The organism is Streptomyces phytophilus (assembly GCF_013870535.1).
GTDB lineage: Bacteria > Actinomycetota > Actinomycetes > Streptomycetales > Streptomycetaceae > Streptomyces > Streptomyces phytophilus.
This window is the reverse complement of record NZ_JACBXC010000056.1, coordinates 1-14,080: the sequence shown is the minus strand read 5'-3', so window position 1 is coordinate 14,080 and position 14,080 is coordinate 1. Positions and strand designations below refer to the sequence as shown.

General features: G+C 69.7%; 13 protein-coding genes and 1 pseudogene. 3 read left to right on the top strand and 11 right to left on the bottom strand.

Annotated features, from left to right (window positions below; all coding sequences use genetic code 11):
• Positions 1-258: pseudogene (locus H5J30_RS05985) on the top strand (M23 family peptidase); the annotation flags it as partial.
• 25 nt (positions 259-283) lie between these two features.
• Here H5J30_RS05985 and H5J30_RS05980 read toward each other — a convergent pair.
• From H5J30_RS05980 to H5J30_RS05935, 11 genes are all read right to left on the bottom strand, one after another.
• On the bottom strand, positions 284-838 hold the full coding sequence (locus H5J30_RS05980; protein ID WP_181786111.1) for a TetR/AcrR family transcriptional regulator: 555 nt from the start codon (positions 836-838) through the stop codon (positions 284-286).
• 51 nt (positions 839-889) lie between these two features.
• Entirely contained in the window at positions 890-1,699 is an 810-nt protein-coding gene (whiG, locus tag H5J30_RS05975) for an RNA polymerase sigma factor WhiG (protein WP_181786109.1), read from the bottom strand.
• 319 nt (positions 1,700-2,018) lie between these two features.
• Positions 2,019-4,337, bottom strand: a complete 2,319-nt coding sequence (locus H5J30_RS05970; RefSeq protein ID WP_181786108.1) for a recombinase family protein — start codon at positions 4,335-4,337, stop codon at positions 2,019-2,021.
• Positions 4,338-4,683: 346 nt separating this feature from the next.
• Positions 4,684-5,265 carry a recombinase family protein gene (locus H5J30_RS05965; protein ID WP_181786107.1) on the bottom strand — a complete coding sequence of 194 codons (582 nt, stop codon included), beginning with the start codon at positions 5,263-5,265 and terminating at the stop codon, positions 4,684-4,686.
• A gap of 172 nt (positions 5,266-5,437) precedes the next feature.
• Complete coding sequence (locus H5J30_RS37655; RefSeq protein WP_374100946.1) at positions 5,438-6,220, bottom strand: XF1762 family protein; 783 nt, start codon at positions 6,218-6,220, stop codon at positions 5,438-5,440.
• Positions 6,217-7,218, bottom strand: coding sequence for a DNA-methyltransferase (locus tag H5J30_RS05960; protein ID WP_181786106.1), 1,002 nt, complete (start codon positions 7,216-7,218; stop codon positions 6,217-6,219). The genes H5J30_RS37655 and H5J30_RS05960 overlap by 4 nt, the downstream gene beginning before the upstream one ends.
• Before the next feature lie 53 nt (positions 7,219-7,271).
• On the bottom strand, positions 7,272-8,165 hold the full coding sequence (locus H5J30_RS05955) for a DNA adenine methylase (RefSeq protein WP_181786105.1): 894 nt from the start codon (positions 8,163-8,165) through the stop codon (positions 7,272-7,274).
• Positions 8,162-9,148, bottom strand: a complete 987-nt coding sequence (locus H5J30_RS05950; protein ID WP_181786104.1) for a DNA-methyltransferase — start codon at positions 9,146-9,148, stop codon at positions 8,162-8,164. The genes H5J30_RS05955 and H5J30_RS05950 overlap by 4 nt, the downstream gene beginning before the upstream one ends.
• The gene (locus H5J30_RS05945; RefSeq protein WP_220188579.1) at positions 9,145-10,380 is read right to left on the bottom strand and encodes a DNA-methyltransferase; all 1,236 of its coding nucleotides are present in this window, start codon (positions 10,378-10,380) and stop codon (positions 9,145-9,147) included. Before H5J30_RS05945 ends, H5J30_RS05950 begins: the two co-directional genes overlap by 4 nt.
• Positions 10,377-11,276, bottom strand: a complete 900-nt coding sequence (locus tag H5J30_RS05940) for a TRM11 family methyltransferase (RefSeq protein WP_181786103.1) — start codon at positions 11,274-11,276, stop codon at positions 10,377-10,379. The genes H5J30_RS05945 and H5J30_RS05940 overlap by 4 nt, the downstream gene beginning before the upstream one ends.
• A complete protein-coding gene (locus tag H5J30_RS05935) occupies positions 11,273-11,950 on the bottom strand; it encodes a hypothetical protein (protein ID WP_181786102.1) in 678 nt (225 codons plus the stop codon). Before H5J30_RS05935 ends, H5J30_RS05940 begins: the two co-directional genes overlap by 4 nt.
• Before the next feature lie 704 nt (positions 11,951-12,654).
• Here H5J30_RS05935 and H5J30_RS05930 point away from each other — a divergent pair.
• The gene (locus tag H5J30_RS05930; RefSeq protein ID WP_181786101.1) at positions 12,655-13,650 is read left to right on the top strand and encodes a hypothetical protein; all 996 of its coding nucleotides are present in this window, start codon (positions 12,655-12,657) and stop codon (positions 13,648-13,650) included.
• A 77-nt stretch (positions 13,651-13,727) separates the two neighbouring features.
• Positions 13,728-14,063: a pilin gene (locus tag H5J30_RS05925; protein ID WP_181786100.1), complete on the top strand. Its 336-nt coding sequence runs from the start codon at positions 13,728-13,730 to the stop codon at positions 14,061-14,063.
• Positions 14,064-14,080 lie beyond the last annotated feature (17 nt).

Sequence of the window (14,080 nt, the reverse complement as noted above, 5' to 3'; positions counted from 1 at the left end):
GGCCGCCCGCCTCTGCGCACGACGTACGAGCCGGTGGTGCCGGCCGTGCGCGAAGGGGAGCGGGTCGAGGCGGGGCAGGTGGTGGGGCATCTGCAGGGCGGCGGGCACCACTGCGCGAGGGCCTGTCTGCACTGGGGGCTGCGCCGCGGTCCGTCCTATCTCGACCCGCTGTCGCTGCTGCCGCCCCGGCTGCTCACGGCGGGGCATGCGCGTCTGCTGCCGGTGTTCGGCGTCCCGCCGCCGGGCGGTGGCGGCTGACGGTGCACGGCTCCGGGTGGTTCTGTCAGCGTGCGGCGCCGCGGAGGGCTACGGCGACGGCCGTGTCGGCGACGATTCCCGGGGCGTCGGTGCCGAGTTCGGTGCGGCGGACGGCCGCGTCGACGACTCCCTGCAGCAGGGTGGCGGCGAGCCGGGGCTCGTCGTGGCCGAGGTCGGCGAGGGCGTCGACGACCATGGTGACGAGCCCTCCGTGCGCGGCGCGGATCCTCTCCCGGGCGCCGGCGTCGAGTTCGCCGGCGGAGATGGCGACGACGGCGCGGTGGCGGCGGTCGCCGACCAGGGCGAGCTGCGCGCGTACGTACGCCTCGACCTTCGCTTCTGGGGTGTCGGCGCGCTCCATGGCGGCCTCGACCTCCGCGGCCCAGCGCGGGAAGTCGACGGCGCACAGCTCTTCGACGACGGCGGCCCGGCTGCGGAAGTACTCGTACACCGACGAGCGCGCGAGGCCGGTGCGCTCGGCGAGGGCGGCGAAGTTCAGCGCTTCGGTGCCGCCTTCGCCGAGGAGTTCGCGCGCGGCGTCGAGCAGCGCGGCGTGCTGCATGGTCCGGTGCTCGGCCACGGAGGCCGCTCGAATCTTCGGCACGGTCCAACTTTAGACCGCGGATGTCGTTCAGCCGCTGGAGTCGGCCAGCTTCGCGCGCAACTGCAGGACGGACTTGGTGTGGATCTGGCTGACCCTGCTCTCGGTGACGCCGAGTACCTGGCCGATCTCGGCGAGCGTGAGGCCCTCGTAGTAGTAGAGGGTGACGACGGTCTTCTCCCGGTCGGGCAGGGTGTTCACGGCGCGGGCGAGCAGCCGGCGCAGCTCGCGGTCCTCGGCGACCTCGACGGGGTTGTCGGCGGCGGTGTCCTCAAGGGTGTCCATGAGGCTGAGGCGGTCGCCGTTGTCGGAGCTGACGTGCAGCAGTTCTTCGAGGGCGACGACGTTGGCCAGGGAGAGCTGGCTGAACACCCCGTGGAGTTCTTCCAGCTGGATGCCCATCTCGGCGGCGACCTCGGCCTCGGAGGGGGTACGGCGGAGGGCGGCTTCGAGGGTGGCGTAGGCGCGTTCGACGGCGCGGGCCTTCTGCCGTACGGAGCGCGGGATCCAGTCCAGCGCGCGGAGTTCGTCGATCATCGCGCCGCGGATGCGGGTGATGGCGTACGTCTCGAACTTGATGGCGCGCTCGGGGTCGAACTTCTCGATGGCGTCGATGAGTCCGAAGACTCCGGAGGAGACGAAGTCGGCCTGTTCCACGTTGGCGGGCAGGCCGACGCTGACGCGCCCGGCGACGTACTTCACCAGCGGTGAGTAGTGCAGGATGAGCTGCTCGCGCAGCCGGCCGTCACGCGTCTCCTTGTACGACCGCCACAGCTCGTCCACCGAGGAGGGTGCTGTGCGTGCTGTGGCGCGGTCGGACCCGGAGATGTGCTGGGGCATGCGTCGTCGCCTTGAACCGTTCTGGTGGGGGACTGGGTTCGGTTGGGGCTGCGGGGAAGCGAGGGGGGTGTGGGGCGGGAGCGGGGCGGGGAGGGTGAAGCGGTGGGGGATGAGGGAACGTTCCGCGAGCGTAGCGTGACCGTACGGTCGCATTCTGCGACTGACGGCTCTTCATGAGTACGCAGATTCGTTCCGCGCGCCGCCCCTGCGGGTTATCAGGAGGTCACAGCGGGGGGACTGCTGCTGCGGCACCGGGTGGGGGTCGGTTTGCATCTCCCCCACCCTTTCACCCGAACGTCCCAGGTCAAGGAACGGCTCGTCACCTTTTGGGGTGCTCACTGGAGCGCGGGGCCAGCCGCCAGCCGGTGCCGTCGCGGGTGACGAATCCGAGGGACTGCAGCTCATGAAGCCTGCCCAAGGCTTCGTCGCGCTCCGTGCCCGCCTCCTGTGCGATCTGTTCCGGCTGCGCCGTCCCTCTCCCGGGGAGGGCTTCGAGCACGCGTGCGGTGGCGGGCGGAAGCAGATCGCGTGGTACGACGGGGCCGCGTCGCGCCGGGGCGAGGTCGGCGCCGATGCGGCCGACCAGTTCGACGACTTCGGCGGCCTCCGTGACGAGCTGCGCCTCGCCGCGCAGCAGCTCGTGCACTCCTGCGGAGAGCCCTGACGTCACCGGACCAGGCACGCCCGTTTCCCGGGTATCCAATTCTGCTTGGGTCTGGGTGATCAAGAGACGTGGGTCGACCTTGCCTTCGACCTGCAACGGGGGCAGAAGGTTCGCCGACCACACTGGACGGCCGGAGTCCGGCAGCTCCCTCATGATCGCTGACCACGTCCCGTCGGCCAGCCACTTCTTGAATCGGCAGTGGATCGAGCTGCCCTTGCCGAACCTGGGGGGTAGCTCAAACCACCTGTCGCCGGTGCGCGCCTTGTGGAGCAGCGCGTCCACCACGAGGCGCCCCGGCATCAGCTTGTGGTGAGGCGGTTCCCATGCCTGGACGATCGGCTCGACCCGGGCCCACTGCTCGTCGGTAAGTTCATCGGGAACGAGTCTGTCGTTGTCGATGAACCATTGCCTGAGTGAGCATGCTCTGCCGAGTCTCGGCTGTGGGACAGGGCCGGTGATCGTGACTCTCACATCGAGTAGCGCCAGGATCTCGGTTTGTTCGCGGGTGGTCATGTCGTGGAGGCGTTCGCGGGCCCTGTCAGCCAGGGCTTGCAGATCCCGCGCCCGCAGTTCGGCTGCTTGCGATTCGGCCTGCCACGCCGCGGCTTCGTCACGCATCGCCTTGAGCTGGTCGAGTTCTTCGGTCAGGGCACGAGTAGCCGCTTGGACGGCGACGGCCGGCAGACCGGCTCTGGCGTACTCCGTGACGGTGGTGGTCAGAGCCGTCTCGCGGTCCGTGATTTTACGATCTAGGTTGGCGAGGCGCTCGGCGTGTTGAGCCTGTCCACCTTCATTCATACCGATCCAGTCGGCGGCCAGAGCCTGAAGTCGCTCCGGGTCGCCCAGCAGCGTGACCACTTCACTCCACACGGCATGCTCGACGCTGGCAGCGTCAACCTGCGGGCAGGTGCAGACAGGGGCGCCGGGGTATTTGGGATTCTTGCCTGAGCACTTGTACCACCGACCCGTCCGAGCGGTCTTCTTCACGCCGGAGTGGTGCGATCCACACGCGCCGAACAGTCGTTTTGACAGTGGGTAGCTGGCATCCGGAGCTTTCGGCCTGCGGCTTCCTGTCAGTGCTCGCTTGAGCGCGGCAACCTCGCCTGGGGTGAAGATCGGCTCCAGAGAGATGATGGTCGTCTTACCGTACTTCGGTGTCCCGTCCTTCTTGAGGATCACACCGCGGCCCGCGTGGGAGCGCTTGGGGTTGCGGAAGATCACTCGGGCGCTGACGGTGGACTCCGAGATCAGCTTGTTGCGCAGGTTCGAGTGGGACCAGGGGACGCCCGATCGGGTGTACAGCTCCATGGCATTGAGTCGGGCCGCTGCCTGGCGCACGTTCATGTTCTCTTGAACGATGCGATTCCAGGCAGTACGCAGCACCATGGCTTCGTGGTCGTCGATAGCCAGATGCGACCCGGGCTTTCCTGCACCGACGATGCGGTAGCCGTACGGTGGCTGGCCACCGGGCCAGCCACCCTGTGCGGCCTTGGCTTGGATGCCGTCCTGCAACTGATCGCGGATGGTGTTGTAGTCCATTTCGGCGAAGGTCGCGTACATCTGCAGCTGCGCGATCCCTGCCGGGGTGGTCGTGTCGATGATCTCCTGCGTGGCCGCAGTGAACCCGACTTCGAGGTCTTCGAGCGCCCAGATGTAGCGCCAGAATGCGCGTCCGACGCGGCCGATGCGGTTGTAGCGGTGGACTACGACGACATCGATCTTGCCTGCTCGGGCGTCAGCCATGAGGCGGTCAAGAGCGGGTCGACGTGTCAGAGATCCCGATACGCCCTCGTCGCGGTAGACATCGTAGATCGTCCAGCCCTTGCGTTCACAGTACTCGGTGCAGGATTCGACCTGTACATCGATCCCGTAGCCGCGGGTTTGTTCCTCGGTTGAGACGCGCGCGTAGATCGCGGCACGCAGAACCGCCTGATCATCCGTGACTGCTCGCACCACGTCGGTTGCTGAGGCCACCGTGGATGCGTGTCGAAGGGGTCTGGGCTGCTGGGCCACTTATCCTTTCCAATCCTCGTCCCGCGGCTCTTGTCGTTCTGTGTTTGGCCAGGTACGTCTGCGCGCCAGAGTGATCGGCTCAGACCATCCGGCGGCGGCTGGTAGGCGATGAGGGACGGGCCATATCGTCAAGCCGCGTCCCGGTGAGGGGCGCTATCTCTCCAGTCGTCGCGAGCCCTGGGCGCACGGAGAGGACGCACGTTGCTGTCCGGAGAGATCATCAGGTGGTGCGGGATACCGAAGAGCAGTTGCAGGAGTCGGCGGTACTCCGCATCCGTCCGTGGTTCGACCTTCCAGGAGGCCGGCATCAGCAGGGGGTCTCTCGCCACGCGAACCACAGTGCGGTCATGCCGGTGAGCCAGTAGTTGGCGAGACCTTCGTCGTCTGGCCAGCCGTACATGGCGTAGAAGATCGGCATCTGGTGCTGGCGCGCGGGCCTGATGCGGGATTCGAACTGGTCGACCCGGCGGGAGATCCGGTCCGGTGAGAAACACACGATGACGTCGAAGGCTCGCGGATCGGCGGAGATTAGGGCGGCGAGGTCGCCCCAGCCGCCATAGCGTTCAGGTGGGCCAGCGCACTCGCCTACGCGTTGGGCTACGGCTTGCTCGGGTGGTTGGTTGTAGTCGTAGAAGAAGTGAGTGATCACGGCGCGGCCACTGCAGAGTTCCTGGCAGGTGTGGAACTGGCGGGCGATCGAACGGTGTGCCCCGTCGTCGGCAGGTGAGGCGTTTACCCGACCGAAGAAGGCCGCCCGCAGGAGAGGCTGATTGCTGCCCAACTCGCTTCTGCGATGCACCTCGGCGCAGGAACGGTTCTGCCGGGCGTGGGCCACTGCGTTGACTGCGATCTCGGCGGCACCGGTGTTTGGGCGATGAGGAGTCGTCACGTCGATGCGTCCCCTCCGCTGGTCGCGCTACGTCCGCCGGTGCAGAGCGCAGCCCAAACCAGCTGCTCAGAGCTGTGAACTGGGCCTGGGATCGTACAGCTGGAGAAGCGAAAAAGGAGGCCCCGACCGGGGGAGGATCCAGCCCCTCCGCTCATCGTGTGCACCTCCTTGATTACTCCTGGGATGACCATGGGGAAGTGGATGGGTTTCCTGCCTGACGGTGATCCTTGCGGCAGCTCGTGCTGTTTATGGGGGTGCTTGAGCACCGCAGATCGGGGTGGGTGGCGATCTCCCATCGGGTTCGGGTGACGGCCTGCTTCTGAGGGGTGCGGGGACGTCCCGGACGGTGCCAGCCCTGGTGGGCGGGTAAGTCAGCGACCGCTTGAAACCCCGCAGCGCGGAGACTGGCTCCGGTCTCCCCCGGCGCATAGCCGGCGCAGGAGCAGCCTGTGCTGATGCAGGGGCCGGGTGGCTCCTGCTGAGGATGAGAGGGTGAGCCCGGAGCCGCGGCATGTGCCTGGTCGGCGTGGCTGCAGGTGCGGCACGTGTGCTGGGTGTAGGTGATCAGCCGCAGGTAGCCGAGCGCGCGGGCCGCTCGCCAGGCCGCCCCGTACAGGGCCGAGTTGGCGTTGGTGGTGCCGTCGGTGCATGTGCGGGTGACTTCGGCGGTGCGCCCGTCGTCCAGATGGCGGGCCAGGGGGCGCCCGATCGTTGCGGCGCCCACGAGGTGGCCGCCCGCGGCCACGCCGAGGGCGAACTTCATTCCCTGCGGTGGGCGGTGGTGGCGGTGGTGGGTGGTGATGAAGTCGCTGGCCTGCCGGAAGGTGACGGGGACGATCTCCAGTCGTCTCCGCCGGCGCTGCCTGTGGCGTGCCTGAGTGCGGTGCGTTGAGTCAAAGCGGCAGCGCTGGGTGGGAGAGGCGTGGCGTGGGCGTGGGGCGCGGCATTTGGTCACGGTTCGTCTCCGCTCTGCTGCTCGGTCTCGTCGTGGTCGGGACGGGGCGCGCGGTAATGGCTCAGTTGTTCGGCGGCGATCTTGGTGTAGGTCGGGTTGAGGTCGATGCCGAGGTAGGCGCGGTGGAGGGTGAGCGCGGCCAGGCCGGTGGTGCCGGTTCCGCTGTACGGGTCGCAGACGAGCGCGCCCGGAGGACTGCCGTGTTGGATGCACCGCTGCGGGATGGCGAGGGGGAAGGTGGCCGGGTGCTGTTGGTGTCGGCGTGGTCTGACGGGAACGCGCCAGACGTCACCGCGCCGGTCGTCGGTCGGCGAGATCGCCGCGCTCGCGGTTCGGGAGCCGGCGGAGGAAGCCCGGTCGGTGTCTTCGCTGGTGGTCGAGCAGGGCGGATGGGGTTCGAAGTAGTGGTGGGTCTGCTTGACCAGCAGGAACACGGTTTCGTGTTGCAGGGCCAGGCGGTCGCGGACGGGGAAGGGGGCGGCGTTGGGTTTGTGCCAGACTGCGGCGTTTCGCAGGATCCAGCCGTCGGCCTGCAACGCGAAGGCGGTGTGCCAGGGCACGCCGATGAGGTTCTTGGGCGGCAGGTCGGCGCGGGGCCGGTAGTGCGGCTGGCGGTAGTGCAGTGGGCCGCTGGTGTGGTAGCCGTCGCTGTTGGCGGCGTAGCTGTCGCCGAGGATGAGCCATACCGTGCCGGTCGGTGTCAGGACGCGGCGCAGTTCGGTGAATGCCTGCCGCAGGTGGTCGATGTAGCTGGTGAGGGTGGGTTCGAGGCCGTGCTGGCGGTCGTGCCACGTGGCGGCGCACCGGCTGCAGCGGTGTTGTCCGGCCGGTTCGGTGTGGGCGGCGGGTGGGTGGGGGCAGTCGGGTTGGCCGCCGGTCCAGGCGCCGGTGGCGTAGTCGCGCAGGCGCCAGTACGGCGGGGAGGTCACCACGCAGTCGACGACGTCGTCCGGCAGTGCGCGCAGGGCGGCAGTCGCATCGCCGGTCAGCAGGGTCACGGCGCGAGCGGGGGTGTCGGCGGTTCGGAGTGGAGGGACTGCGTACGGGCCGTTCACGCCTGATCACCCCTCCTGCGGTTGCCCGTGCTGCTGCGGCGGGGCGGTCGGGAGCGGTGGGGGTGGAGCGGAACGTTGCTCCACAGCACTTCCGTCCGTGAGGGGTTGCCGCCGGTGCCGCGGTGCGAGGTGCTGGTCAGGGTCAGGCGGTGCCAGCCGTCGTAGAGGTGTCGGTACAGCGGGGAGTCGTAGCCGGAGAGCACGACGGCCGCGCGGCAGCGGTGGGCGGCGGCGGCCAGGGCGCGGTGTTCGTCTTCGGTGCCCATGTCGTGGGCGTAGGCGGTGGCGTTGCGGGTGGTGGCGAGGTAGGGCGGGTCGAGGTAGAGCAGCGCGCCGGTGTTCGTGCCGTAGTCGCGGAGGACGTCGAGTGCGGGCCGGCATTCGAGGCTGACGTGCGCCAGCCGTGCGGCGCAGGCGGGCAGGCGGTCTCGGTAGGCGGCCAGGTAGGCGGGCATCGACAGGACGGGTCCGCGGTCGGTGGTGAAGCGTCTCCAGCCGGTGCGGTTCAGGCCGCCTGAGCGGCCTTGGGTGAGGGCGACCCAGACGCGCCGGGCTTGTTCGACGTCGTTGTGCGCTGGCTCTTCGGCGGCGGTGTCGTCGTAGTCGGCGCGGGCGTGCGGGGTCAGGGCGCAGGCGCGGGCGAGTTGTGCGGGGTGGTCGCGCAGGACGCGCCAGAAGGTGACCAGGCGGTGGTCGAGGTCGTTGACGGTTTCGGCGCGGGCGGGGGCCTTGGTCAGCAGGACGGCGAGGGAGCCGGCGAACGGTTCGATGTAGTGATCGTGGGCGGGCAGGTGCGCGGCGATCGTGGGGGCGAGGCGGGTCTTGCCGCCGAAGTAGGCGAAGGGCGGCTTGGCCGTCGTGGGTGAGGCCGGGCTGGGGCGTGCCGTCATGCCGCCTCGCCTCCTGCTCGCCTTGTTTCGGGGTTGGTGGTGTCGGGCCGCTGGAGGCCGAGGCGGGTCAGGGCCAGGTCGTGGAAGTCGGGGCGCAGGTCGATGCCCAGGTAGCGGCGGCCCAGGCGTACGGCGGCCTGGGCGGTGGTGCCGCTGCCGGAGAACGGGTCGAGCACGAGGCCGCCTTTTGCGCAGCTGGTGGCGATGCAGCGTTGCGGCAGGTCGGCGGGGTAGCTGGCGGTGTGGGTGCCGGCTCCGCGGCTGGCGGGCAGGTGCCAGACGTCGTCGCGGGCGGCGATGGCGGTGTCGTAGACGTAGCGGCGGCTCTTCGTGAGCAGGAACAGCGGTTCCCAGCGGCGGGCGGGCCGGTCGATCGCCGGGTCTGGCAGGCAGACGGTCTTGGCCCACACGATCTTGGCGCGGAGCAGCCAGCCGTCGTCCAGCAGGGCGACGAGGAGCCGCTCGGGGAGCATCAGCAGGCTCTTCTCGGCGATCGGCCGGCCGTTGATCAGGTTCTGTGCGGGCATGCGGGCGCGGCCGGCGGCCCGCAGTTCCCGCCAGGACGGTCGGGCACCGCGCAATCCGTGAAGCCCGCCTTGGTGGGAGGAGTGGCGTACGACGGTGCGCTGGGAGAAGGAGTCGCCGAGGTTGAGCCACAGTGACCCGTAGGGGGCCAGCACCCGCTGGACCTCGGCGAAGACGGCTCGTAGCCGGTCGAGGTAGTGCTGGGGTGTGTCCTCCAGCCCGTACTGCCCGGGGGTGCGGTAGTCGCGGGTCCAGAAGTACGGCGGGGAGGTGACCGCGCAGTCGGCGATTCCGTCGGGCAGCTCCCGCAGCACGCTCAGCGCGTCCCCCAGCAGGAGGCGTACCTGATCGCCTGTGTAGTAGTCATGGGCCGTGGCCGTGACGGCTGTGCTGCCGGTGGGGGCTTCAGCGCCGGAGGGCGGCGCGGGCGATGCCCCTGCGGCGGAGGGACGGGTCATGGTGTCCGCTCCTTTCCCTGTGCCTCGTCGCCGGGTCGCTGCCGGCCGAGGCGGGTCAAGGTCAGGTCGTGGAAGTCGTCGCGTAGATCGATGCCGAGGTAGCGACGGCCCAGTTGGCGAGCGGCCAGGCCGGTGGTGCCGGCGCCGCTGAAGGGGTCGAGCACGACGCCGTCGGCGGGGCAGCCGGCGGCGATGCACCGCAGCGGGATGTCGACGGGAAAAGCGGCGAAGTGCGCGGCCTTCAGCGGCCTGGTGGGAAAGACCCACACGTCACCGGGGTTCTTGCCCCGCGGGTGGGCGGAGGTGTGCTGGCGGCCGGTGGGGCGCAGCGCGGCGCCGGGCTGCTGGGGGAAGGCGGCAGGGTCGGTGTACTTGGCGTTGCCGTAGACGCTGGAGCCGCGTCGGCGCGCGGTGGCATCGATACCGCCGTGGCGGCCCTTGCGTGACCCGCCGACGATGATGCCTTCGTCCAGGGCCTCAGGGCGGACGAGCGGGGTGCGGATCGCGTCGAGGTCAAAGTAGTAAAAGCGCTGCTTGACCAGCAAGAACAGCAGCTCATAGCGGCAGGACAGCCGGTCGGTGACCGGCTCGGGCATCGCGTTGGGTTTGTGCCAGACCACCGCGTTGCGCAGGATCCACCCGTCGGCCTGCAACGCGAACACCACCCGCCAGGGCACCCCGATCAAGTTCTTGGGCGGCAGGGTCCGGCTGCGGTCCACCCCGGCGCTTTGCACGCTCTGGCGCAGCCGCATGGTCGCCTGGTGGCCGGTCAGGGTGCTGGTGCGGGCGGGATCGGTGCTGCGTCCCGGTGGGACGGCGGCGTAGGAGTCGCCGAGGTTGAGCCACACGGTGCCCTGAGGTACGAGCACACGGTGGAGTTCGGCGAAGAGGTGTTGCAGGGTGGCGACGTACTCCTCCACCGTGGCTTCGAGTCCGTACTGCCGGTCGTGGCGGACGGCTCCGCAACGCTGGCAGGTACGCGGGCGCCGAGCCGAGGGCCGGGGGTTCGCCGACGCCCCGTCCGGGCGTGTGGTGCTGGTGCCGCGGGCGAGGAGGTGGGTGCAGGCCGGGTTGCCGCCCTCCCAGGTGCCGGTGCCGTAGTCGCGCAGTCCCCAGTAGGGCGGTGAGGTGACCACGCAGTCGATGCTGGCGTCGGGGTGGTGCGCGAGGACTTCCCGGGCATCGCCGGTGTAGAGAGTGACGGCCTGCTCGTCGTAGTACGGCGCGATCACGCGGCACCTCGCACGTCCGCCAGTTCGGGCTGGTCGACGAGGGCGCGGAGCCGAGCCGGCACCGGCCCTCTTGCGGGCAGGGCGCCAGCGGCGGCACAGGTGGCGGCAGGCGGGGCACGGAAGACGAGCACGTCGTGATGGGCGGGCACCGCGACGGGGCGGGAGGTGAGCCGCTCGACCCGGTCTGCTGAGCGCCGCTGCGTCCAGGTGGGCTGGAAGACCAGCCGGCCGTCGTCCAGCGGCGTGGTCAGAGCGATGCAGCGGGCGACCGGGGCCAGGCGGGCAGCCATGGCGGCTTTGTGAATGTGACCGGGCCCGTCCAGCAGGTATCCGCGAAGGCGTCGCGCGCGGGCGACGACGACGAGGTGACCACCGGGGTTGAGCATGGTCCGCGACCACTTCAGCGTCGCGGTCAGCCGGTCGTCGCCCTTGTCGTGGCCGGCGTCGGGGGTGAGGTCCGCAGGGGGGCGCCAGGCGGTCACGATGAGATCGGCGGTGCCAATCTCCTCCTGTGGTCGGCTGGTCGGCAGCACCATCGCGTCGGCGGCGGCGCCCTGACGCTTGGCGGCGGTGACGTTGGCCCGGGACAACGCCCACCAACGTCTGCCGTGCGCAACGCCGACGGCATGCCGACCGCACCGCAACGCTTCGACCAACACGGTGCCGGCCCCGCAGTCGGGGTCCAGGACCGTGCCGCCGTGCGGGGTGAGGGCGAGGATCGCGTAGGCGGCGGTGGCGGGCGGAACACGCCGGTGGTCGCGAACAGTGGCAGCGCTGTAGCCGCGTTCCACGAGCTGCTCGCCGCGCTGGCCGGTGGGCCAGATCGTCGGCACCGGGTCCCACCGCGGCATCGGAAGCTGCTCGTGGGGCAGTTCGGGGATCTGGTACCAGGTCACCGCCCCTCCTCCCGCCGCGTGCTTCCGGTCGTGCTGCCTGGGTGGGGTGCGAGGACCAGCAGCTCGGTGAGCGCCTGCGGTGCGTTGGCCGGCGCCGCACGGAGGGACGAGGTGCGTGCGGCCGGCGCGGTCACCAGCGCGATGCGGTCGACGAGCGCCAACCCACCCCCTTCAAGGATTTGCTCCAGCAAGCGGTTCGTTTCGCTGCGCGGCTTTCCGGCTACGTCACCGTGGGTGATGACGGCGAGGGTGCCGTGAGGGGGGAGGAGCTTCGTCCAGGGCACGGTACGGGCCCAGTCGGTCCGGTAGGGATCGACGTAGGTGATCAGCAAAGAGTCCCGGTCCGGATCGCCGGAGACACCGACTGGCGGTCCGCCCGGGTCCGGGCAGGAGTCGGTCGGTGCCAGTCGGCCGTCTGCGTTCATCTCCCGCAACGCCGGGCGCAGTCGGGGTCCGGACTCCGCGGCGCGCGGTGTGGGTGAGTCGGCCCCCGCCCGCGCGGGGAGAGTGTCCACCCGGGCGGGGCGGTCGAGTCGGGCAAGGACTTCGGCGGCCGTCACCCAGGCGGCCACCGCCTCGCGGGTGGGCTGGCCGACGTTCTCCTCGTGCGCGGTGCCGGCAGGTGGGGCGAGAAGCAGAACGTGCGCGCCGCGACGGGTGTAGGTGAGGGCCACGCGGCGCACCGCCTCGGTCAGCCAGCCCGGAAGGGCTTGGCCGGGCTCGGGGCTGGGGTACAAGACCCACACCGAAGCGCGGTATCGGGCCGGTCGCCTGGTGGGTGTGGAGGACCGGGCCGGGGCAGGTTCGCGCCGACGAATGCGGCGGCGTGCGCTCATGCGTCTCTCCTGAGGTCGAGGCGAGAGTCCTGACGCTTAAAAGGCCGGAATCGAGGCCCGTTTTTGACACGCAGCCGCGAACTTTTTCGGTCCCTCGGCAAAGCCCCAGCCCGGCAAGGGCCTCCACGTCCGTCGCCGGCCCAGGCTGCGCCGGCACGGAATCCGTACGCCCGCCAGCCTCTTCATTGCTGGACACGCACGAAGACGACGGATCAGCGCGCCCGCCGTGGCCCAGCAGGCAGACACAAGGCCGCGATGGGCCGAGAAGGCAATGCCCCTGACCACTCAACAAGCACTGACCGATCCCTTAAAACAGCAGGTCAGATGCCATTAAGGCCGGGCTGACGCGGCGGGCCACAGGGCTGCACACCACTTGGGATTCGCCTCCACAAGCACCACGTTTTTAAGCGTTCTGTAGGCGGGAAACGCGGCCTTCGTTCGATCTTCTTGTTCATAGCTGTCATCTTCGTGGCGTTTCCTTGTCGCCGAGGTGTCGCCATAGGGGGCGTCGTTGATTCCCCCTGCGAAGGAGACACGCTCCGATGACCACGAAGTCGCAGGCAGACCAGGCCGCTTCGGAAGTGCGGCAGTTGCCGCTGGATACCGCTCGCGAGTGTTTCGGTTGGCTGGTGACGGGCCCTCAACCGCTGGCGGTGGACGGCCGCGCGTACGCTGGTCTGCCCAATCGCCTGGTCCCGCTGGATGAGCTGCGGGAGCGGCTGCTGCACCGGCGCTGCCCGAGGGCAACCCGGGATGCGGTCTGGGCCGAGTTGATCACACGGTCGCGTCGTGAGGGTGCGACGTGGACGCTGGCCTGCACGGGCATGGCTCTGCCCGTACTCGCGACCACGGTGCGGTGGCTGACCAGCCGCTACCCCGACGACGCCTTCGACATCCAAGCCGAGGTCCTCACCGGGTTCTTGGGTGCGCTGGCCACCGTGGACCTCGAACGGCCGCACGTGCTGGTGAGGTTGCGGTGGGTGGCCTACCGGGCCGGGATCGCCTTGCTGTTCGAGGAGTTGGATGCGCCCACTCCGCTGCCGCCCGGCTACCGATCCACCGTGCCGCGTCCGCCGTGGGGCCACCCGGACCTGGTTCTGGCTCGGGCAGTGCGCGAGGGAGTCCTGACCCGGACCGAGGCGGACCTGATCGGTGCCACCCGGCTGGAGGACGTCCCCATCAGTCGGTGGGCGGACTCCCACCGCACCACCGTCCCGGCCGCCTACCAGATGCGCCACCGCGGCGAACACCGACTGACCGACTACCTCCGGGGCTCCGAGAGTCGGTCCGACGACGCCGACCCGGTCGGGGAACACGTCGCCGGGCAACTGACCCCCCTGGCACCGCCCAGCGGCAGGTCAACCAGTGGACCATCACGGAACGTGGCGAGCCGTCGAGGAGGCAGGAGGACGAAGCAAACGAAGAAAGTTGCACCTGTGGTGTCAAAAACGGGCTCCGATTCCGGCCTTTTGAACTGCGGGCGAAGCACGCCCCGCCGACCGCAAGCCCCGACATCGGAGGTGCCTCGATGCGCCTGATCTCCCCGCCCCGCCGCGGCGGCCACTCCCCCGCCTACCCGGCCCCGGCCGACCCTGGCTCTAGGCAAGCTCGCCGAGTGCGTGGCCTTCGACGGCTGCTGACCATCGGTGCAGCCCTGGCCCTCCTTGTGCTGGTCGCGCAGCCGGCGCACGCGGAGCCGGCGTGGATGCTGTCCGCCGAGGACTCCTTGGAAGACGTGCTGGACAACATCCGCAACTGGATCATGGGCATAGCCGCGACCCTGGCCACCGTCATGCTCTCCGTCGGCGGCGTCATCCGCATGATGGCCGGGGGCGACCCCGGCGAGGTCGAGCGGTCCAACCGCGCCTTCAAGAGCGCGGGATGGGGCTACGGCATCGCCACGCTCGCGCCGTTGGCCGTGGAAATCCTCAAGGGCATCGTGGGCGAGTAGCTGTGCCCGGCATACGG

Excerpts from the sequence above, each read along its gene's own strand:
- whiG (WP_181786109.1), bottom strand. The coding sequence starts at position 1,699 with ATGCCCCAGCACATCTCCGGGTCCGACCGCGCCACAGCACGCACAGCA.
- H5J30_RS05930 (WP_181786101.1), top strand. The coding sequence starts at position 12,655 with ATGACCACGAAGTCGCAGGCAGACCAGGCCGCTTCGGAAGTGCGGCAG.
- H5J30_RS05950 (WP_181786104.1), bottom strand. The coding sequence starts at position 9,148 with ATGACCCGTCCCTCCGCCGCAGGGGCATCGCCCGCGCCGCCCTCCGGC.
- H5J30_RS05955 (WP_181786105.1), bottom strand. The coding sequence starts at position 8,165 with ATGACGGCACGCCCCAGCCCGGCCTCACCCACGACGGCCAAGCCGCCC.